Annotated in this window: 21 protein-coding genes; 9 read left to right on the forward strand and 12 right to left on the reverse strand. The window is 58.2% G+C overall.

The genetic code is table 11. The features are described from left to right. Positions 1–115 precede the first annotated feature (115 nt). Positions 116–874 (reverse strand): IclR family transcriptional regulator, encoded by a 759-nt coding sequence (locus tag ABVR31_RS14485; RefSeq protein WP_058757986.1) that lies wholly within the window; start codon positions 872–874, stop codon positions 116–118. Positions 875–891: 17 nt separating this feature from the next. On the opposite strand from ABVR31_RS14485, the gene ABVR31_RS14490 reads away from it, so the two are divergent. After that, a complete protein-coding gene (locus ABVR31_RS14490; protein WP_132466392.1) occupies positions 892–1,086 on the forward strand; it encodes a hypothetical protein in 195 nt (64 codons plus the stop codon). Positions 1,087–1,162: 76 nt separating this feature from the next. On the opposite strand, the gene ABVR31_RS14495 is transcribed toward ABVR31_RS14490, so the two are convergent. Beyond that, entirely contained in the window at positions 1,163–1,354 is a 192-nt protein-coding gene (locus tag ABVR31_RS14495) for a YaiA family protein (RefSeq protein WP_021507229.1), read from the reverse strand. 110 nt (positions 1,355–1,464) lie between these two features. Continuing rightward, on the reverse strand, positions 1,465–1,989 hold the full coding sequence (gene aroL / locus ABVR31_RS14500; RefSeq protein ID WP_372773284.1) for a shikimate kinase AroL: 525 nt from the start codon (positions 1,987–1,989) through the stop codon (positions 1,465–1,467). A 332-nt stretch (positions 1,990–2,321) separates the two neighbouring features. Between aroL and ABVR31_RS14505 the strand changes: the two genes are divergently transcribed. Then, positions 2,322–3,008, forward strand: coding sequence for a DUF2076 domain-containing protein (locus ABVR31_RS14505; protein ID WP_058775202.1), 687 nt, complete (start codon positions 2,322–2,324; stop codon positions 3,006–3,008). Here the strand turns inward: ABVR31_RS14505 and ABVR31_RS14510 are convergent, their stop codons facing one another. After that, positions 3,009–3,452 carry a YaiI/YqxD family protein gene (locus tag ABVR31_RS14510; protein WP_010616571.1) on the reverse strand — a complete coding sequence of 148 codons (444 nt, stop codon included), beginning with the start codon at positions 3,450–3,452 and terminating at the stop codon, positions 3,009–3,011. A 144-nt stretch (positions 3,453–3,596) separates the two neighbouring features. On the opposite strand from ABVR31_RS14510, the gene proC reads away from it, so the two are divergent. Then, the gene (proC, locus tag ABVR31_RS14515) at positions 3,597–4,409 is read left to right on the forward strand and encodes a pyrroline-5-carboxylate reductase (RefSeq protein ID WP_021507232.1); all 813 of its coding nucleotides are present in this window, start codon (positions 3,597–3,599) and stop codon (positions 4,407–4,409) included. Positions 4,410–4,525: 116 nt separating this feature from the next. Here the strand turns inward: proC and ABVR31_RS14520 are convergent, their stop codons facing one another. The 4 genes from ABVR31_RS14520 to iraP form a co-directional block, all read right to left on the reverse strand. Next, positions 4,526–6,052, reverse strand: a complete 1,527-nt coding sequence (locus tag ABVR31_RS14520) for an FAD-dependent oxidoreductase (RefSeq protein WP_372773287.1) — start codon at positions 6,050–6,052, stop codon at positions 4,526–4,528. A 146-nt stretch (positions 6,053–6,198) separates the two neighbouring features. Continuing rightward, complete coding sequence (gene lpxO / locus ABVR31_RS14525) at positions 6,199–7,110, reverse strand: lipid A hydroxylase LpxO (protein ID WP_141496680.1); 912 nt, start codon at positions 7,108–7,110, stop codon at positions 6,199–6,201. 199 nt (positions 7,111–7,309) lie between these two features. Further along, positions 7,310–7,615, reverse strand: a complete 306-nt coding sequence (locus ABVR31_RS14530; protein ID WP_058757988.1) for a PsiF family protein — start codon at positions 7,613–7,615, stop codon at positions 7,310–7,312. A gap of 85 nt (positions 7,616–7,700) precedes the next feature. Beyond that, positions 7,701–7,955, reverse strand: a complete 255-nt coding sequence (iraP, locus tag ABVR31_RS14535) for an anti-adapter protein IraP (RefSeq protein WP_021507236.1) — start codon at positions 7,953–7,955, stop codon at positions 7,701–7,703. Between the two features lie 18 nt (positions 7,956–7,973). On the opposite strand from iraP, the gene ABVR31_RS14540 reads away from it, so the two are divergent. Both ABVR31_RS14540 and ABVR31_RS14545 read left to right on the forward strand, forming a co-directional pair. Then, positions 7,974–8,126: a hypothetical protein gene (locus ABVR31_RS14540; protein ID WP_155519908.1), complete on the forward strand. Its 153-nt coding sequence runs from the start codon at positions 7,974–7,976 to the stop codon at positions 8,124–8,126. A 492-nt stretch (positions 8,127–8,618) separates the two neighbouring features. Beyond that, positions 8,619–11,705, forward strand: a complete 3,087-nt coding sequence (locus ABVR31_RS14545; RefSeq protein WP_372773290.1) for a beta-galactosidase — start codon at positions 8,619–8,621, stop codon at positions 11,703–11,705. Here the strand turns inward: ABVR31_RS14545 and ABVR31_RS14550 are convergent. After that, positions 11,638–12,936: a multidrug efflux MFS transporter gene (locus tag ABVR31_RS14550; protein WP_058757990.1), complete on the reverse strand. Its 1,299-nt coding sequence runs from the start codon at positions 12,934–12,936 to the stop codon at positions 11,638–11,640. The genes ABVR31_RS14545 and ABVR31_RS14550 overlap by 68 nt on opposite strands. Positions 12,937–13,329: 393 nt before the next feature. Here ABVR31_RS14550 and ABVR31_RS14555 point away from each other — a divergent pair, with 393 nt between their 5' ends. Continuing rightward, positions 13,330–13,581 carry a biofilm development regulator YmgB/AriR family protein gene (locus ABVR31_RS14555; RefSeq protein ID WP_021313231.1) on the forward strand — a complete coding sequence of 84 codons (252 nt, stop codon included), beginning with the start codon at positions 13,330–13,332 and terminating at the stop codon, positions 13,579–13,581. A 12-nt stretch (positions 13,582–13,593) separates the two neighbouring features. On the opposite strand, the gene ABVR31_RS14560 is transcribed toward ABVR31_RS14555, so the two are convergent. Beyond that, on the reverse strand, positions 13,594–13,911 hold the full coding sequence (locus tag ABVR31_RS14560; RefSeq protein WP_021507239.1) for a hypothetical protein: 318 nt from the start codon (positions 13,909–13,911) through the stop codon (positions 13,594–13,596). Positions 13,912–14,161: 250 nt separating this feature from the next. Beyond that, entirely contained in the window at positions 14,162–14,461 is a 300-nt protein-coding gene (locus ABVR31_RS14565) for an I78 family peptidase inhibitor (protein ID WP_372773293.1), read from the reverse strand. A 534-nt stretch (positions 14,462–14,995) separates the two neighbouring features. Here ABVR31_RS14565 and ABVR31_RS14570 point away from each other — a divergent pair. Continuing rightward, the gene (locus tag ABVR31_RS14570; RefSeq protein WP_021507241.1) at positions 14,996–15,643 is read left to right on the forward strand and encodes a CPBP family intramembrane glutamic endopeptidase; all 648 of its coding nucleotides are present in this window, start codon (positions 14,996–14,998) and stop codon (positions 15,641–15,643) included. A 93-nt stretch (positions 15,644–15,736) separates the two neighbouring features. Further along, entirely contained in the window at positions 15,737–16,756 is a 1,020-nt protein-coding gene (locus ABVR31_RS14575) for a LacI family DNA-binding transcriptional regulator (protein WP_336700448.1), read from the forward strand. Here the strand turns inward: ABVR31_RS14575 and ABVR31_RS14580 are convergent. Beyond that, positions 16,751–17,635: a LysR substrate-binding domain-containing protein gene (locus tag ABVR31_RS14580; protein ID WP_372773296.1), complete on the reverse strand. Its 885-nt coding sequence runs from the start codon at positions 17,633–17,635 to the stop codon at positions 16,751–16,753. The genes ABVR31_RS14575 and ABVR31_RS14580 overlap by 6 nt on opposite strands. Positions 17,636–17,787: 152 nt before the next feature. On the opposite strand from ABVR31_RS14580, the gene ABVR31_RS14585 reads away from it, so the two are divergent. Next, positions 17,788–19,167, forward strand: coding sequence for an NAD-dependent succinate-semialdehyde dehydrogenase (locus ABVR31_RS14585; protein WP_021507244.1), 1,380 nt, complete (start codon positions 17,788–17,790; stop codon positions 19,165–19,167). Positions 19,168–19,198: the final 31 nt, after the last annotated feature.

The raw sequence follows: 19,198 nt of genomic DNA on the forward strand, positions 1-19,198 counted from the left end.
CGTTTTATTCATCGTTCCCTGATTATTGAAATAAGCAGGTCCGAAGACCTGCTATTTCCCCGGTGTGGCGCGAAGTATTACGCCTTGAAATCAAATTAGGGTTGTCCTGTTTTATTCAGGACGCTGCGCCGTATTTTTCGGCCATCAGTGCAGCCGTTGCGCGCAATTCGCTGAGCAGCGCTTCCGGATAACCCGGGGCCGCTTCCTGCGAAAGAAATGAGAGACACAATGCGGCACTTTCACCGCGGTGTTTATTGGTTACCGCTACGGCAAGCGAGCTAATGCCAGGCAGCGTTTCATTGCGGGCCAGTGCCCAGCCCTGCTGACGAATCAATGCCAGCTCTTTGCACAGTGCATCGATATTCAGCGGTGAATTGATCGACGCGGTTTGCCAGTTATCGCTGAAGCGCGCGCGCACCTCGTCATCGCTCAGCTGCGCTAACAGCACGCGGCCGGTCGACGTGCCGGTAACCGATACCCGAGTACCCGGCGGCGTCACCAGCTGGGTAAAGAAGCGACCGTGGTACATGCGCATCACCAGCACATCGTCCCCGTCCAGCACCGAGATATAGCCCATGCAGCCGCTGCTGGCCGCCAGGCGCGCCATTGGCGCCGATGCGCTGTCAATCAGCGGTGTCGAAAGATAATGCCCGGCAACGGACAACAGCACGCGGCCAATCTGAAAACAGCGGCTGTCGGGATCGCGCTCCAGTAAGCCTTCACTTTCCATGGTCGCCAGCAGGCGCGACACGGTACTTTTCGGCAGCCCCAGCGCCTCCACCACCTCGGTAAAGGTCAGGCCGGGATGGCCCTGCGCCACGCCAAAGCGCTGAAACAACTTAAGCACGGCGGCGGCATTTTCGAGTGTGGTCATGGCGCTGGTTTCACTATATGGAACTGAGTTCCTGTATCGATAACCCGAAAGTAAAACGCGACGGTTTATCGGTCAAGCGCAAATTTTGCACCGGACAAAACGCAGGCTATTTAAGGCAGCAGAAAATAAGGGCTAAAGGCAAAATAAAAAGACGTTATCAGGCAGGAGAGCGATTAAACAGAAAAGACGGCAGCTTTTATCGCCGTAATTAGCGCATCAGGGAAAATAAAAAATCTATTTAGCGACCGGACGTAATTACGCTAAAGCGGGCATCCCTGCCCGCCGGGATTATTCTTTTTCCACATCTTCATAGCGGTCTTTGGCATCCTGCGCTTCCGCTTCCGATTTATGTTCGCTAATTAAGGTATCCGGACGTGGATGGTCGGCCCGTAATTCATACCAGGTGACGGTATTGCCCGCCTGCCCTTTTTCAACGGCAACAATGCGCGCTTCTCGCGGATAGGGTGGTCTGGTTGGCATCGTTTTCCCTCTTATGTCAGGTTTCCACACAGACAGCGGTGATCCTCTGCCTGCTATTCAGTATAGACAATCGAGGATCGCTGTAAAAAAGAGGGAGAATTCTTAGACAGTTAGCTGGCGCGGGCGAGAGACAGCGATTGCAGAATATGTTCCACCACCTGCTCCGGCGCCTGCATCGCGTTGACTTCATGGTGCGCGGCCTGACGATAGAGCTGCGCGCGTTCACGCAGGATATCTTCCATCTCTTCCGCGATAGGCCGGCCGGTCAGGGTCGGACGCTGTGCCGCTTCTGGCTGACGCTCCAGCCGATCGGCCAGCACGCCAGAGGGCGCGTTGAGCCAGATGACCTGGCCATGCTCGCGCATGAAGTGGCGATTGACGTCAGCCAGCACCATGCCGCCGCCGGTGGCGATTACGCTGGTAGGCGCGGTAACCGCCCGCAGCGATTCACTTTCACGCGCGCGAAAGCTGTCCCAGCCTTCCGTTGCCACAATCTCTGCCACGCTGCGCTGTGTGGTGAGCTGCAGGTGGTGGTCAGTGTCACGAAAGGCATAGCCCAGCGCTTGCGACAGCGCCTGGCCAATGGTGGTTTTACCGCAACCGCGTGCGCCGATCAGATAGATGGGTAATGACATCCGGGCTCATCCTCCGCCGTAGTCTGCCGCGCGGGCAACGTCATCAGGTCAATAATGCGTCGCATGATACCTGGATTTTATTTTATCAGCCAGCCGCGAAGCACGAATTACGCGTATTTCAGCGATAGCCAATGCCATTGTTTTGATTTTTAACGGGAAAACGATGCGCATTTCGTGCATCAGGCGATTTGTAAGCGCGGGGCAACATTTGCTTACCAGGCCGCTGATTTACTTTCTGTCACGCAGCCCGCATATACGCTTTATAGTTCAGGCAACGGACGTCCTGTTGGTCGCCTGAAGAACAACACGCTATGCCTAACCGGAGGTTCACCATGCAGAGCCAGGAACAACAACTTATTGAAAGCCTGTTCAGCCGTCTGAAACAGGCAGAAAGCCAGAGCGGCCCGCGTGATGCCGGTGCCGAACAGTTAATCAATCAGCATTTACAGAGCCAGCCCGGTGCGCCCTACTACATGGCGCAGGCGATCCTGATTCAGGAAGCGGCGATGAAAAAGCTCAACGCGCAGGTGTCTGAGCTGGAGAGCCGTCTGGCGCAGGCGCAGCAGCAGGCCCCGCAGCAAAGCAGCGGCGGTTTCCTGTCGAGTCTGTTTGGCGGCGGTTCACGCCCGGCGCAGCCGCAACAGCCGGCATGGAACAGCGCACCGCAACAGCCACAATATGCCGCACCGCCTCAGCAGCAGTATGCTGCACCGGCGCGCGGTACCGGCTTTCTTGGCGGCGCACTGCAAACGGCTGTCGGCGTGGCCGGCGGTGTGGTGATGGCGGACATGCTGACCAGCCTGTTCCACCATTCGCAGCCGGAAGAGATCGTCAATATCATCAACGAACCGGCGCTGCCGCAGGTGGATGATAATCTGGACACCTTCAACGGCAATGACAGCAACAACGCCTTCCTGAATGACAATTCAGGCTGGGACAACAACAGCTTTGCCGATAACAATGATTTCAACGATTTCGGCAGCGGCGGTGATTTTGACGACGACGACAGCTTCGTCTGATTAACGCTGACGTAACCATTTATCCAGTTCGTTGGCAAACTGCTGGCGGTCTCGTGGGCTTAATGCCGACGGGCCGCCGCTCTGAATGCCGCTGGCGCGCATCGTTTCCATAAAATCGCGCATGGTCAGACGCTGGCGAATGGTATCGCTGCTGTAACGCTCCCCGCGCGGATTCAGCGCTGCCGCCCCTTTCTCCAGCACTTCTGCTGCCAGCGGAATATCGCCGGTAATCACCAGCTCGCCCGGCTGCACGCGTTTCACAATCTCGTTATCGGCCACATCAAAGCCGGCAGCTACCTGCAGCGTTTTCAGAAACGGCGACGGCGGTACGCGCAGCGGCTGGTTAGCGACGAAAGTCACGGTGACTTTGGTGCGCTCAGCGGCGCGATACAGCACCTCTTTGATGACATTGGGACACGCATCGGCATCCACCCAAATCGACATGTTTAATCCTTATTAACGGGCAATGCCTGCGATCTTGCCGCGCTGACCGCGAATGGCAAATGTTATTTGTGCGCGACTTGTTATTCACCGCCGCTGACGTAAGCTAACCCACTGAGAAAACCGAACCACGTAAAGGATAAAGCGATGCTGGAGAAGAAAATCGGGTTTGTCGGCTGCGGCAATATGGCGAAAGCCATCATCAGCGGCCTGGTGAACAGCGGGCAGATCGCCCCGGCCAATATCTGGGTGCACGATCGAAAACCCGACACCAACCAGGCGATGGCGCAGCAGTATGGCGTGACGGCGGCAGAAAGCGTCGAGAGTCTGGCACGTGAAGTGGACATTCTGTTTGGCGCGGTGAAACCCAACGTGATTCTCAAAGTACTCAAGGATCTGGCCGGCCAGCTGAAGAAAGATGCGCTGGTGGTGTCGATTGCCGCAGGTGTGACGCTGGATTCGCTGGCGGCGGTACTCGGTCATGACCGTAAAATCATCCGCGTGATGCCGAATACGCCGTCGCTGGTCAACGAAGGCATGACCTCTATTACGCCGAACGTGCTGGTGGAACCGCAGGAAGTGGACGAGGTGGTGACCATTTTTGAGAGCTTCGGCAAAGCGGCGGTGGTGAACGAGTATCTGATTCATGCCGTGGTGGGTGTCAGCGGCTCGGCACCGGCTTACGTGTTTATGTTTATCGAAGCGATGGCTGATGCCGCCGTGCTGGGCGGCATGCCGCGGGCGCAGGCTTATCAGTTTGCGGCGCAGGCGGTAAAAGGTTCCGCCCAGATGGTGCTGGAGACCGGCAAACACCCTGGCGAACTGAAAGATATGGTGTGCTCACCGGGCGGCACCACCATTGAAGCGGTGAAGGTGCTGGAAGAGAAAGGCTTCCGCGCTGCGGTGATGGGCGCGATGCAGCAGTGCATGGCGAAGTCCGAGGCGCTGAGTAAGCAGTGATGGTGCGGGTTTCCCCTCACCCTAACCCTCTCCCGCAGGCGGGAGAGGGGACTGTTGGGTGCTCGTTTGTCTCTCCCGCAGGCGGGAGAGGGGACTGTTGGGTGCGGACTTGAACCTTAACCCTGATACGCTTCAAACAGCGCCAGGCCTTGTTCCAGCGTCATTGGCTGCTGCATCTCGTGCACCAGCGCGGCGGTGAGCGTATACATGCCGGCTGAACACACTGCCGCAATCATGCCCTGCTGGCAGTAAAAAGCGATGAAGCGTTTGTCCTGCAGCGATCCCAGCAGGCGATAATCATCCCACTCCTCTGCATGCCCCAGATACTCATAGCGGGTGCCGTAATGCGCAGTCCAGAAGAACGGCACGCGATCGTACATGATGCGTTTGCCCAGCATATTCAGCGCGGCAATGCGCCCCTGCTGATGCGCCACGCGATAGTGCTCAATGCGCTGCACGCCGCGCGGCGTGAGATAGCTGGCAATATCCCCCGCGACCCAGATGTTTTCACTGACCCGCAGCTGACTGTCGGCCAGCAGGCTGCCATCCTTCTGTAAAGGCAGGTCGTGAATAAAATGGGTGGCCGGCACAATGCCGGTGGCAAACAGCACCTGGCTGGCTGGCACGGTTTTGCCACCTTTGAGCCGCACGCCACTCACTGCGCCTTCGCCGCTCAGCGCTTCCGGTTCACCCTCGACAAACTTCACGCCGTTGCTGCGGTGCAGCTCATAAAAATGACGGCCAATCTCTTCGCCGAACTGGCTGGCAAACGGCAGCGGATGACGCGCCACCACCGTGACATCAATGTCGCGGTTTCGCAGCGCACCGGCCACTTCCATACCGATAAAACTGTTGCCGATAATCACCAGCTGCTGCGCCTCATCCACCTGCGAAATCAGCGTGTCGGCCTGGCGCAGTGAACGCAGCAGGTGCACGCCATCCAGATCCTTGCCCGGGATATCAAGCGGCTGCGGCACGCCGCCGGTCGCGATCAGCAGCTGGTCAAACTTCACCTGCTGCCCGTCTTTCAGCACCAGCGTCTGCTCCTGCGCCTTCAGCTGCACCACCTCCCCCTGCAGCCACGCCACCGGGCCCAGCACATCCTGTTTCAGTAGCTTTGGTACCTCATCAATGGCCATCTTGCCGGAGGGCACAAATTTACTCAGCGTAGTGCGATCGTAAGGGGCGTCGCTTTCACGCTCGATACGCACAATACGGCCGCTAAAACCTTCATCGCGCAGCGTCCAGATCGCGGCACTGCCCGCCGCGCCAGAGCCGAGAATTACGCACACCGGCGCTTCACCCTGGGCCACCGGCGCACTGGCCGGCGACATCGCCTGCGGATTAATCAGCACCTGCCCCTGTTCAATGCGCACCGGATAGCGTTTGAGATTGGCCAGCGCCAGCGGCTCGCACATTTTGCCATCGCGCAGTTCAAACACCGCCTTATGCCACGGACACACCAGTTTGTCGCCGCACACTGCGCCCTGCTCCAGCGGCGCGCCCGCGTGCGGACATTTTGCCTGCAGCGCCTGCACGCGGTCGCCGTCGCGAATCAGCACCATATCCGTTTCGCCGACGGTCACTTTAGTGGGTTTACGCTGCGCCAGCGCCTTGAGTTCCACGACAGATTGATAGCTCACGGTTCGCCTCCTTCGGGGTTATTCGTCTGATACGCCAATTCCTTACAAAGAGTAAGTGTGGCAAAGCGTGAGGATTTAGCAGGAGAAACAAAGCGAAACGGCGGTTAACTGTCTGTTAAACCGCCGTTTTAAGCGGCACGAAAGGATCAGAAGAACACGCTGGGCACGATGATCAGCGCGAAAATCGCCACAATCAGTCCATGTTTGACCCAGTAATACAATCGGCGATTGCGTTTCTTCAGGTTCTGACCGGCATCGCGCAGCGCATAAACGTATTTGAAGATGCGGTTGAGGAAGCCGGTACGATCGTTTTCGTCGTTGGGCGATGCCGCTGCTGACATTAACGTCGAGCCCACCCAGTGATTGACCGCCTGCGCCCAGCGCCATTTCATTGGCCGCTCGATATCGCAAAACAGGATGATACGCGTCTGCTCGCTTTCATTCTGCGCCCAGTGCACGTAAGTTTCGTCGAAGATCACCGCCTGACCGTCGCGCCAGCTGTGGCGCTGACGATCCACTTCAATAAAGCAGCGATCGTCGTTCGGCGTTTGCAGCCCGAGGTGATAGCGCACCGAACCGGCATAAGGATCGCGGTGTTTGCCCAGATGGCTGCCCGGCGGCAGTTCAGCAAACATGGCCGCTTTAACGCCGGGAATGTTGCTCACCAGTTCGGTGGTTACCGGACAGAGTTCGCGCGCTGACGGATGTGCATCGCTATACCATTTTAAATAGAAACGCTTCCAGCCACGCTTGAAGAAGGTATTAAATCCGGCATCGTTATGCGTCTGCGCCGCTTTAATGTGATCCTGCAGGCGAATGGCTTCATCGCGAATCACCTGCCAGTTATCGGTCAGCTGACGCAGCTCAGGAAAATCCTCAACCGGAAAATAGGGCTGTTTAGCCGGCAGTCGCGACAGCCCGGTCATAAACATATTGATCGGCGCCATAAAAGTGGAGTGATCAAATAACTGACGGGAAAACTTTTGCTTTTCCACGCCGCGTGAGTGGGCGTAAAGCACACTAATAATAAATATACCAATAATGATCGCAGCGACCATACAACAGGTTCCTTATGTTGCACGTAAAGCCGCTCTGGCCACGGTTAAGCGTCAGAGAGACTGGAGGGGGAGAAATGGAATTTTATGTAAGTATTTTGTAAAGTTTTGGCAACGCGTGCCGTTTATGACAGAAAAAATACGTCGCGCGTTAACCCTGCGAGTGCGGACACAAAAAAGCGGCCCGCAGGCCGCCAGAGCTTTAAGCACTCTTCTTCAGACAGCTGCTCATAAAGGTTTTACGCGCATCGCCGCTGAGTTTTTTCTCTCCTGCTTCGCTATTACAGCTTTTCATTTTCATCTGCTGCGGCGTCATATTGCCCATTTTGCTGTCTTTCTTCAGGCATTCGCTCATAAAGCTTTTACGCGCATCGCCTTTCAGATTTTGCGCGCCTGCATGCTGATTACACAGCGTCATTTTTTCCTGCTGCGCGGTTTTCTCCGCCGCGCCCGCACCGCCAGCCAGCAGCAGGCCTGCTGCCATTATTGCCACAAGACACGATTTCATTGCCGGTTTCTCCGTGTGATTATTGCCTGTTAAGCATGGCACGGAATAAGCAAAGCGGAAAAAAATCTATGCGCGTACGGCGGGATTATTCACGCGGGTGGTTGAGCAACTTTTCGACGTAATTGCGCAGCATCAGCGCGTCCGGATTTTCCTGCACGGAAGCGGCGGGCGGCATCGCGCGATCAATACCCGCCGCGATGTCGCTAACCTGGGCGGCATCCAGTCTGCGCAGCATGGCGGTGAGCACGATTTCCAGCGCCTCAACCTGGACCACTAATTCTTTAGACTCTTCTTCTTTTTCTGCCAGCTTGAGCAGGAGTTCCGCAATCAGGTTTTTCATGCGATGGACTCAGTCAGAATGGGAAAACAAAAATTAGCATTGGCAGGATTAAAACAACAAGAATTTTTGCCGGCCAGAGGAAAAATAATGGTTAGCCGAAGCGTAAAAAAAGTGGCTGAAATTCAATATATAACAGCGAAACGTTTCACTGACAAAATACGCCGCAGATAAAACGTTTCGCATCGCTGCATTAATTATGCACTGGCGCTAAATTAACGCGGCCCCTGATACCCATGGCCGGGACCGCCACCGCCAGGACCACCCCAACCTCCTCCGCCGCCGCCGCCCGGCGGCGGAAAAAGACAACCGCTTAACGCGGACACCAGCGCCACAACGGCAGCGAGCTTAACGATACGGATCATATTGACCTCAGGTTGCTGAAATTGCGCTGAGTGTATGAAGCGGCGGTTAACACGACAATACAGAATGCTCCGCAACCCGGCGCTATTCATGCCTGCTCACCACGCTTAACGTTTTAGTGGCAAGAAACCGCTAAAAAAGCCTCACAGACCGCTCAATCCATCAGCTTAAGTTACAGCGAACGCTGTGCCGCAAACGTCAGTGCTGCTCGCTGTGCGCGCAGTAACAAAATTGCGCGCTGCGTCTTTACAGCTATCGCTATTTCACGCAATGTGAGCGCAATACAATTAATGAGATCTCACTATGACCTTAGCGGCTGTTTCTCTGAGTGAAGTGCTGGCGCGCCGTGACTGGGAAAACCCGGTTATCACCAGCCTGCATCGCCTGGACGCGCATCCACCGTTTGCCAGCTGGCGCGATGAAGTCAGCGCGCGCGATGGCCATCCCTCACCTGCGCAGCAGCGGCTGAATGGTCAGTGGGCCTTCAGCTATTTTACCGCGCCGGAAGCGGTGCCGCACAGCTGGCTGCTACAGGACTTACCGGACGCCGCAACGCTGCCGGTGCCTGCCAACTGGCAGTTGCACGGCTACGACGCGCCCATTTATACCAATGTGCAGTATCCCATTCCGGTCAACCCCCCTTTGGTGCCACGCGAGAACCCCACCGGATGTTATTCGCTCACATTTAAAGTTGATGACGGCTGGTTAAGCCAGGGGCAGACGCGCATCATCTTCGATGGTGTCAGCTCGGCCTTTCATTTGTGGTGCAACGGACAGTGGATGGGCTATTCGCAGGATAGCCGCTTACCCGCCGAATTTGATCTCAGCCACGCGCTGCAGCCGGGAAACAACCGTCTGGCGGTCATGGTGCTGCGCTGGAGCGACGGCAGCTATCTGGAAGATCAGGATATGTGGCGCATGAGCGGCATTTTCCGCGACGTGACGCTGCTGCACAAACCGGACACCCGCCTGAGCGATGTGCAGATCGAAACCGCACTCAGCCCGGAATATCTGCGCGGCGATTTACGGGTGAGTGTCAAAATCCATGCCGGCGCGCGCTCGCTCAGTCAGTGTCGGGTACGCGTCACGCTATGGCGCAACGGCGACTGTATTGCGCAGCACGAACAGCCGCCGGGCAGCGCCATCATTGATGAACGTGGCCACTATCCGGAACGTACCCTGCTGGTGTTGCCGGTACTGCAACCGCTGTTGTGGAGCGCCGAAACGCCTCATCTCTACCGCGCGGTCGTCACGCTGCTTGATGATGCCGGCGAGGTGATTGAAGCCGAAGCTTATGATGTGGGTTTCCGTCGCGTCAGCATTGAGCACGGCCAGCTGTGCCTCAACGGCAAGCCGCTGCTGATACGCGGCGTTAATCGTCATGAGCACCATCCCGAGCGCGGTCAGGTAGTGGATGAAACCAGCATGCGTCAGGACATTGAACTGATGAAGCGCCACAACTTTAACGCGGTGCGCTGTGCTCACTATCCTAACCATCCGCTGTGGTATCGGCTATGCGATGAGTACGGCCTGTACGTGGTTGACGAAGCCAATATCGAAACGCACGGCATGCAGCCGATGAACCGCCTCTCCGACGACCCGCGCTGGTTTGCCGCCTATAGCGAACGCGTAACGCGCATGGTGCAGCGCGATCGTAATCATGCCTGCATCATCATCTGGTCGCTGGGCAATGAGTCCGGCCACGGCAGCACGCACGATGCGCTGTACCGCTGGGTGAAAAGCAGCGATAGCACGCGCCCGGTACAGTATGAAGGCGGCGGTGCCAACACGGCGGCCACCGATATTCTGTGCCCGATGTATGCGCGCGTCGATCAGGACCAGCCCTTCCCGGCGGTACCGAAGTGGTCACTGAAAAAATGGATCAGCCTGCCGGATGAAGCGCGTCCGCTGATCCTGTGTGAATACGCCCATGCGATGGGAAACAGCTTTGGTGGCTTTGCCAAATACTGGCAGGCATTTCGCCAGTTTCCGCGGCTGCAGGGTGGCTTCGTCTGGGACTGGGTCGATCAAAGCCTGACGCGCTATGACGAACACGGCCAGCCGTGGCAGGCGTACGGCGGCGATTTCGGTGACACGCCCAACGATCGCCAGTTCTGCATGAACGGGCTGGTGTTTGCCGATCGCACGCCGCATCCGGCGCTGTTTGAAGCACAGCGCGCCCAGCAGTTTTTCCGGTTTACGCGCGATCCCGGCGATGCGTATCGCGTGACCGTCACCAGCGAATATTTATTCCGCCGCAGCGACAACGAACGGCTGCGCTGGTGGATTGAGCAGGACGGTGTAACCCTCGCGCGCGGTGAATGGGTGCTGGATCTCGATGCCGAAGGCAGCCACACCTTTACCGTGCCCGCGCCTGAAACGCTGCAGGGTGAAGCGTGGCTCAACCTCGCGGTGCATCAGATCGCCGCCACGCCCTGGTCTGAGGCGGATCATCGCGTGGCCTGGGATCAGTGGGCGCTGCCGGCCGCACTGCCGGTTACGTTGCCGCCGCTCAGCGCCTGCGCGCCCCAGCTGGAAACCAATCACAATCTGGTGGCGGTGGTGCTGCCCACGCAGCGCTGGCACTTCTGTCGCCGCAGCGGCGCGCTGCTGCAGTGGTGGGTGAACGATCGTGAAACCATGCTGACACCGCTGGAGGAGTGCTTTATTCGCGCACCGATCGATAATGATATCGGCACCAGCGAAGCTGCCAATATCGCCCCCAACGCCTGGGTCGAGCGCTGGAAACGCGCGGGCTATGATCGGCTGCAAACAGAGCTGCTGGCGATGCAGGTCGACAGCCTGCAGCACGGCGTGCAGATTGAAACCTGGCATCGCGTACTGGGTGAGGGTCAGCACCTGTTTACCAGCCATAAGCGTTATGGCATCAGCGGCGATGGCGAACTGACTATCAGCGTCGATGTACAACAGGCCGCCGGTCTGCCGCCGCCCGCGCGCATCGGCCTGCGCTGCCAGCTGGCTCAGGTCCCGCACCAGGTGAGCTGGCTGGGACTGGGGCCTCATGAAAACTATCCGGATCGCCAGCTGGCGGCGCAGTTTTCACGCTGGCAGCTGCCGCTGGCGGCGCTCAGCACCGGCTACGTCTTTCCGGGTGAGAATGGCTTGCGCTGCGGCACGCGCCAGCTGGATAGCGGCAGCTGGCAGATCAGCGGCGACTTTGCCTTCTCGCTCAGCCGCCACAGCCTTGAGCAGCTGCGCGCCACCTCGCACCGCCATTTGCTGCAGGACGAACCCGGCTGCTGGCTGCATCTCGACGGCTTCCATATGGGCGTCGGCGGCGACGATTCGTGGAGCCCGAGCGTCAGCCTGGAGTTTTTGCTTTCTCAGCGGCGCTGGCACTATGCGCTGACGCTGCGTCAGCCGGTTTAGCGGCGGCCGCCGGGCTAAGGGGTTTCAGCTCGGTTTTTGGCCGGCGATAGAAGCGCTGCAGCAACAGCACATTGAGCAGGACGACGACCGCGGTAGCGAAGAATACCCAGCGGTAACCGGTGGCGGCTGAGACCGCTGCGCCCAGCAGCGGTCCGGCGACGTTACCGAGGTACATGAACGACTGGTTATAACCAAAAATACGGCCGGTGACGTTATCGCGTGAATGACGCACCAGCAGGGTTTGCACCGCCGGCATCATCGCGCCATCGGCAAAGCCGAGCAGAAAGCGCAGGACGCCCAGCTGCGTGGCGCTGGTGACAAACGACATGGCAATCAGCAGCAGCAGCGAGGCGATCATGGTCGCCAGCAAAATACGCTGGGTACCGATGCGATCGCCGAGTTTGCCGAGACGCGGTGCGGCGATGAGTGCCGACACGCCGGGCAGCGCGGCAATCACACCACTGAGAAACGCGATATTCTGCGCATCCGGCGCCAGCTCACGCACGAACAGCGTCAGGATAGGATTCACCGAACCGTTACACATCTGAATCACCATGGTGGTGACGAACAGGCAGAACATCAGGCGTGGATTATCGAGGCTGCGCATCACCTCACGCCCGCTCAGTTTGTCCTGCTTACTCACCGGCGTGTAGCCGGTCTCCTTAATCAGAAACAGCGTCACCAGAAAGCTGACCATCAGCAGTACCGCGGTAACGATAAACACCATGCGCAGGCCCAGCCAGTCGGCCAGCAGACCGCCAATCATCGGCCCGAGGATCACGCCGCCAATTTGTCCGGTCGACACGCAGCTCAGCGCCCAGCCGCTGCGCTCACGCGGCACCTGCGCGGCCACCAGCGCCATGGCGTTGGGAATATAACCGGACGTCAGTCCCATCAGCGCGCGCAGCAGCAACAGCTGCCACGCCTGAGTGACAAACGCCTGCAGCAGAATCACCGCGCCCATGCCAAACGAAGCGCGCAGCAGCATCAGCTTGCGCCCTTTGCGATCGGCAAGGCTGCCCCACAGCGGCGCCACGGCGGCAGAAACAATAAAGGTGACACTGAAGGTCAGGCCTGACCAGATACTGAGCGCGTTGCCGCCACGGATACCCAGCTCTTCCACGTAAAGCGGCAGGAAAGGAATGATCTGACTGATGGCCAGGCCGGTAAAAAAGCAGCCAAACCAGACGGATATCAGATTGATCTTCCAGGATTCGATGGAGCGTAGCATGAGCGCAGATGTCAGAAAAAATGAAACGAGGGTTCAGTCTAACAACCTCGTAACATTACCGGACGGCAAAACATGGCATGAGGATGAAAACGCAGTTTTTCGCTGCCGGGCGTGATTCTGCTCACAGCAAATAGGGCAATGCCTCACTTTTGTAGTGTCTTTATGTGCGGTTACCTGGCATAAGGCCCGATAAGCGCATCGCGAAAGACGGCAAACGTGAAAAAATATGACGATTCGTTACTGACAATATTCCACACCGCATCTATGTTTAAAAAATCACCAGTTATCACTGGCGAGGCGCTGCCCGTCCTGGACAGTCCGCATGCTTAATTCAGGTTTTCAGTTGCTGCCCGTCGTGGGTGGCAGGCTTCGTTGTCTCTGCGGAGGTCGGCTATGAGAACGCACCATGACAGCGCCAGTCGGGCGATTACCGACTATTTCAACAGCCCCGCCTGGCACGCGCCGCACGAGAGCGATTTGCTGGCCGCCATCATGCGCGAGCTGATGGATGATGGCCAGCCCGCCACCAATAAAGCGGTGATTGCCCGCGTGATTACCCGGCTGGAAGTGGAAGGCGATGAACAGCGCCTGCAGAGTTACCGCAACCTGCTGGCGCAGCTGTTAGAAGCAGGACCGCAAAAATAGCGGCCCCGGAGATTATTTCACCACCCGCAACTGGTCGGCTTCGCTGACCACTGCTTTACCGCTCTGACGCTGATACAGGCACAGTTCCCGCCCCAGCTGATTTTTCATGTGCTTTTGCGGATAGCGGCCTTCGAGCAACAGCGCATCGTAGCCAACGCTGTCGTCGTACATGATCGGCTTGCCCACCACTTTCACCGCTTTCAGACCGCTGGCCTGCACACACGCCTGCTGCAGGTTTTTATCGTGTTGCTGCCATGCTGCCTCGCTTGAGGCCTGCGCCAGCGGGCTGAGCAGCAGCGTCAAACACAGCGTTCGGGTCAGGTATTTCATCGTCACTCCTGTAAGGTCAGTCTGTTATTGCTGCCTGTACGCCTGGCGTCGCAGAGCCGCGATTCATCGCGCGCTATGGCGGGGACAATATGGCGCAGCAGGCAGGTTATAGCGAAAAAAATTCCCGCCGTAGCGGGAAGAAACAAGACGAGCATTGCATATTCGAGAGTGACGAGGAAATCTCCGTAATGCGCAGCTATCCTCGCCCGCCGCCGTGACAGCCCGATGACAATGCCGTGTCCGTTTGGTGTTACCCGCAATAAACTTGGGAAATTTTCCCGTTCTGATCGCCGAGGAAATTCAGGCGGCGCAGATTGAAGTCCATGGTGGCGGCACCGTTCCACGGAATCGCACGCACCGGTACGGCAAAGCGCTGGGTATCAAGCGCGCTCAGCGGCTGACCGAGGTAGTTCTGATACTGCGAGGCACCGCACTGGTCGGTTTCCGGATCGTGGCTGACGGCGTGACTGCTGTCAGTTTTACTGGCTGACTGACAGGCCGTTAGGGCGAGCATCGCCGTCAGCAGCAGCGCTTTTCCATAATGGTTCACAATTTTCTCCTCCTGGATAATGAACAAGCGGGTTCCTGAGAGTAACAAAGCGTGCCGCCGATGCGAAAATTTTTCCAGCAGACTGGTCGCATTGCGTGACAAAAGGCGCGATTTCCTGCTCACATTTTCGGATTAATCGCACGCTGTGTCTAAAAATCACCCGGGCAGACGCTACAATTATCTAAGACTTTTCTGAGGAGATAATGATGGAACTGGCTATTTTTATCGGCTTCGCCATCGTGATGACCTTCGTGGCCGTCCGGGTGCGTTAAGCCTCGTTAATTTTCTCTCTGCCGTTGTGCACCAAACGGTGCCAGCGGCATTCTCCGCGCCAGATAAGTGATTCGGTTCCCTCTCCGCCTGCTGCTCAGCGATGAAAGCGCAAGCCATCATGCCGCGCATCGCCTGCGATGAGGCGGTCGGTCAGCGCCGCGATTGTGGCGTATCTGAACCGGCGAAAATCTCCGCAAACGCACCTCGACAGCACCGATCGCCGTTGCTACTATGCGTCTTCCTCTGCCCGCTGAGTCGCCTATGGACACCCAATCCGACAAAGTTACGTTGACCCTGTTTTACGTGGGTAGCTTTGTGGTTTATTACCTCGTGACCATGCTGATTACGCTGTTTCCCAATTACGGGACGCTGCGCAATAACGGCTTGCTGGTGCCGGTGCTGTGCCTGTTTGAATTTGCCGTGATCTATCCCCTGTACCGTTTCTACTGCCAGCGCCGCAGCGACATTCCTCTGGGCTTTCTGCGTCCCGGCCAGGCACTGCTGTTTATCGGCGCGCTGTTTGTGCTGATGGTGGCGCAGACGCAGTTCCTGCAGCCGGAAGGCTGGCTGATTGAACAGAGCCAGCAGGGACGCAGCTCAATGCTGATTCTGCTGCTCACCGCCGTGTTGCTGGCGCCGGTGTTTGAAGAGGTGCTGTTCCGCGGCTTCCTGCTGCAGGCGTTTTTGCTGTGGGCGCCCAAAAGCCGTTTTGCCTGCATGTTGCTCACATCGCTGCTGTTCGCCGCGTTACACACGCAGTACGTGCACTGGGAAACCATCGTTGCGCTGACGCTGTTCTCGCTGCTGCTGTGCTACGCGCGTCTGCGCAGCAACAGCCTGGCGCTGCCGATTTTTCTGCATACGCTGAATAACCTGATCGCCATCCTGCCCGCCTGGTTCTACGCCTGATCCCCCTCACTGTTTGCTAACGATGCCATTAATTTCCCTGCATTTTCAGGTACTATCGCTTTTTAGCCTGCAGGAATGATGGTCGAAGCGCTGATGATTACTATGCTGGATGTGGCCCGCAAAGCGGGCGTTTCTAAAGCCACCGTGTCGCGCGTGCTGGCGGGCAACCGCTATGTGAGCAAATCCACGCAGCAGAAAGTGTTTCAGGCGATAGAGGAAACAGGCTACCGCCCGAATCTGCTGGCGCGCAGTCTGGCGACGCAAAAATCGCAGAATATCGGCCTGATCGTCACCCATTCGCTGTTTAACGGCCCCTATTTCAGCGAGCTGCTGTACCAGACGGCCACGCTGACCAATAACTATGGCCGCCAGCTGATCCTCGCCGATGGCAAAACCAGCGCTGACGATGAGCGCGCGGCAATCGAGTTTCTGCTCGATCTGCGCTGCGACGCCATCATTATCTACCCGCGTTTTCTCGACACCGCCGCGCTGGAAGCGATCATCGACCAGCACGATATCCCGATCATGGTGGTTAACCGCCGTCTGACGCAGCACGCGGCGAACTGCGTGTGGGCTTCGCACCAGCAAAATACCCGTGATGCGGTGAACTACCTGATTGCGCGCGGTCACCATGATATCGCGTTTATCACCGGACTGGCGGGATCGCCCACCGCCGCCGCGCGTCTGGCTGGCTATCAGCAGGCGCTGGCCGACCATCAGCTGCCGTATGAAGCGGCGCGCGTACTGCCGGGCGCGTGGACGCCGGAGAGCGGTCAGGCGGCGGCACGCCAGCTGCTGAGTGCCGGCGTACCGTTCAGTGCGCTGATGGCCAGCAATGACGATATGGCGATTGGTGCCGCGCTGGCCCTGAGTGCGGCGGGCAAACGGCTGCCGCAGGATGTATCGCTGATGGGCTTTGATGATATTCGCATGGCCGAATTTTTCCTGCCGCCGCTCACGACGGTTCACGTGCCGGTGGCGGAGATGATTCAGCACACGCTGGCGCAGCTGGTGGCGATGCTGGAGGGCGAAGCGTTTGCGCCCCTGCCGCCCTTCAGCGGACGGCTGATTGAGCGCGCCTCCGTGGCAGATGGACCATTTCGCCGCTCATAACGCCTCGCCAGCATCCTGCGTGACCAGCCACTGCTCCAGCTGCTGTAGCGTAGCAGCCTTAACGCTCTCCTGCGGGCGCACCAGGTAATAGGTGTGCCGGCCATAGTCCAGCTGGTAATCCTCCATGGCGATTAGCGTGCCTGCCTTCAGCTCCGCTTCCACCAGCACGCGCTGCGCCAGCGCAATTCCCTGCCCTTCAATGGCGGCCTGATAGGCCAGCGCCGAACTTTCCATCTGCCGCCGGTGCGGCAGCGCGTCCATTTCCACGCCAAATGCTTCGCACCAGCGCTGCCAGTCATCAGGACGTCCGCGCACCAGCAGCAGGGTATGCTGCGCCAGCCCGGCCAGATGCATGCTGGCGCGCCGGTCAGCCGTCGGACGACACACCGGCACCAGCACGTTTTTCACCAGCGGCGTGGCGTGCTGCTGCGGCCACGTACCGTCACCAAGCCGAATCGCTGCGTCGCAATCCACCGTATCGTCCCATTCCGACGCGGTCGTCAGGCGCACGTCAATCGCCGGATGCGCCAGCTGAAACTGTGCCAGCCGCGGAATCAGCCAGCGGGTGGCGAAGGTGGTGAAGGAGTGCAGCCGGATGACCGTGCGGCCGGCATTGCGCTGCAGCGTGGCGCTCGCCTGGCGAATACCGTCGAGGTGCTGGCTGATCTGCAGAAAATAGGCATTGCCGGGCAGTGTCAGTACCAGCCCGCGCCCCTGACGCTGAAACAGCGCCGTGCCAAAGTACTCTTCCAGCAGACGAATCTGACGACTCACCGCGCCTGGTGTCACCGACAGGCCATCAGCCGCTGCCCGCACGCTGCCGCTACGGGCGACATATTCAAACGCCAGCAAGGCATTCAGGGGTGGCAAATCACGCATCAGTTAACCGTTCAGTTTTTCTCAATGATGGAGCAATTTTAATCGATTGTGGCGAAAAGGCCAGACGCGCATCATTTCTGCACAGCGGCAGCCAGCCCGATAACGCTGACTGCCAGGTTGTCACATTGATTCTGACACTGGAGCACACTGGAATGATTAAAGTCACCAATCCTGCCGACGGCAGCCTCGTCGGCGAAGCACCGTTCATGCGCCACGACGAGGTCGCGGCCGCTATCGATCGCACCTGTGCCGCGTTTCCGGCATGGGCGGCAAAAAGCGCGAAACAGCGCAGCGACCTGCTGCGTGGCTGGTACGATCTGGTACGCGCCGATAAGCACCTGTTTGCTGAACTGATGGTCAGGGAGAACGGCAAATGCCTGAGCGAAGCGCTGGGCGAAATCGAGTACGGTCTCGGCTTTATTGAGTGGTATGCGGAAGAGGCCAAACGCGTCAACGGTGATACCCTGCCGTCGCACGATGCTAACGCCTCCGTGCTGGTGGTAAAAGAACCGGTCGGCCCGACCGCGGCCATCACGCCGTGGAACTTCCCGTTTATGATGATCACCCGCAAAATCGCTACCGCGCTGGCCGCAGGCTGCACCATGATCATCAAACCGGCAGAAGAGACGCCGCTTACCGCGTATAAACTGCTGGAGTATGCACGTCAGGCCGGTATTCCCGCGGGCGTGTTTGAGATGGTGACCGGCGATCCGCAAGCCATCGGCGAAGCTTTTACCAGCGATACGCGCATCCACAAAATCTCCTTCACGGGATCTACCCGCGTCGGCAAACTGCTGGCGCAGCAGTGCGGGGCCACGCTGAAAAAGATGACCATGGAGCTGGGCGGCAACGCGCCGTTTATCGTGTTCGCCGACAGCCCGCTGGAAGAGAGCGTGGCCGGGCTGGTCAGCGCCAAACTGCGTAACTCCGGCCAGGTGTGTATTTCGCCTAACCGCATCTTTGTGCATGACGCGATTTACGATGCCTTTGTGCAGCAACTGGTGAAAACAGTCAGTGAGATCCGTGTCGATCAGGGTATGCAGCAGGAATTTGTGGTTGGCCCGCTGATTAACCGCATGGCGCTCGATAAAGTCACCGCGCTGGTGGATGATGCGGTAGCGCAGGGGGCGACGCTGCGCCTCGGCGGCAAGCCACACGCGAAGGGCGGGCTGTTCTATGAGCCGACCATCCTGTGCGATCTGGACGCCTCGTTTGCCGTGCACAACACCGAGATTTTCGGACCGGTATTTGCCCTGTACCGTTTCAGTGATGAAGAGCAGGTGATTCGCTGCGCTAACGACACCGAATACGGTCTGGTGGCCTATGCGTGGACGCGGGACGTTGGCCGCGCTTTCCGCCTGTCGAAAAAACTGGAAGCCGGCATGGTGATCCTCAATTCCGGCTCAGTCGGTACGGCATCAGTGCCGTTTGGCGGTATCAAGCACTCCGGCTACGGCCGTGAGGGCGGCCATTACGGTATTGAAGAGTATGTGCAGGTAAAATATGTGCTGATGGCGGGACAACACCGTTAATCACGCTGCTGGCGCGGCGGCGACCCAGCCG

The sequence above is a fragment of the Pantoea sp. WEP genome, from assembly GCF_041678305.1.
Lineage (GTDB): Bacteria > Pseudomonadota > Gammaproteobacteria > Enterobacterales > Enterobacteriaceae > Pantoea > Pantoea dispersa.

Coding starts and splice junctions, on each gene's coding strand:
- ABVR31_RS14560 (WP_021507239.1), bottom strand. CDS start 13,911: ATGAAATACCTGACCCGAACGCTGTGTTTGACGCTGCTGCTCAGCCCG.
- ABVR31_RS14510 (WP_010616571.1), bottom strand. CDS start 3,452: ATGTCGATTTGGGTGGATGCCGATGCGTGTCCCAATGTCATCAAAGAG.
- iraP (WP_021507236.1), bottom strand. CDS start 7,955: ATGAAAAACCTGATTGCGGAACTCCTGCTCAAGCTGGCAGAAAAAGAA.
- ABVR31_RS14540 (WP_155519908.1), top strand. CDS start 7,974: ATGGGAAAACAAAAATTAGCATTGGCAGGATTAAAACAACAAGAATTT.
- ABVR31_RS14575 (WP_336700448.1), top strand. CDS start 15,737: ATGATTACTATGCTGGATGTGGCCCGCAAAGCGGGCGTTTCTAAAGCC.
- ABVR31_RS14555 (WP_021313231.1), top strand. CDS start 13,330: ATGAGAACGCACCATGACAGCGCCAGTCGGGCGATTACCGACTATTTC.
- ABVR31_RS14490 (WP_132466392.1), top strand. CDS start 892: ATGGAACTGAGTTCCTGTATCGATAACCCGAAAGTAAAACGCGACGGT.
- ABVR31_RS14530 (WP_058757988.1), bottom strand. CDS start 7,615: ATGAAATCGTGTCTTGTGGCAATAATGGCAGCAGGCCTGCTGCTGGCT.
- ABVR31_RS14545 (WP_372773290.1), top strand. CDS start 8,619: ATGACCTTAGCGGCTGTTTCTCTGAGTGAAGTGCTGGCGCGCCGTGAC.
- ABVR31_RS14495 (WP_021507229.1), bottom strand. CDS start 1,354: ATGCCAACCAGACCACCCTATCCGCGAGAAGCGCGCATTGTTGCCGTT.
- ABVR31_RS14505 (WP_058775202.1), top strand. CDS start 2,322: ATGCAGAGCCAGGAACAACAACTTATTGAAAGCCTGTTCAGCCGTCTG.
- proC (WP_021507232.1), top strand. CDS start 3,597: ATGCTGGAGAAGAAAATCGGGTTTGTCGGCTGCGGCAATATGGCGAAA.
- ABVR31_RS14585 (WP_021507244.1), top strand. CDS start 17,788: ATGATTAAAGTCACCAATCCTGCCGACGGCAGCCTCGTCGGCGAAGCA.
- ABVR31_RS14580 (WP_372773296.1), bottom strand. CDS start 17,635: ATGCGTGATTTGCCACCCCTGAATGCCTTGCTGGCGTTTGAATATGTC.
- ABVR31_RS14550 (WP_058757990.1), bottom strand. CDS start 12,936: ATGCTACGCTCCATCGAATCCTGGAAGATCAATCTGATATCCGTCTGG.
- ABVR31_RS14570 (WP_021507241.1), top strand. CDS start 14,996: ATGGACACCCAATCCGACAAAGTTACGTTGACCCTGTTTTACGTGGGT.
- aroL (WP_372773284.1), bottom strand. CDS start 1,989: ATGTCATTACCCATCTATCTGATCGGCGCACGCGGTTGCGGTAAAACC.
- lpxO (WP_141496680.1), bottom strand. CDS start 7,110: ATGGTCGCTGCGATCATTATTGGTATATTTATTATTAGTGTGCTTTAC.
- ABVR31_RS14485 (WP_058757986.1), bottom strand. CDS start 874: ATGACCACACTCGAAAATGCCGCCGCCGTGCTTAAGTTGTTTCAGCGC.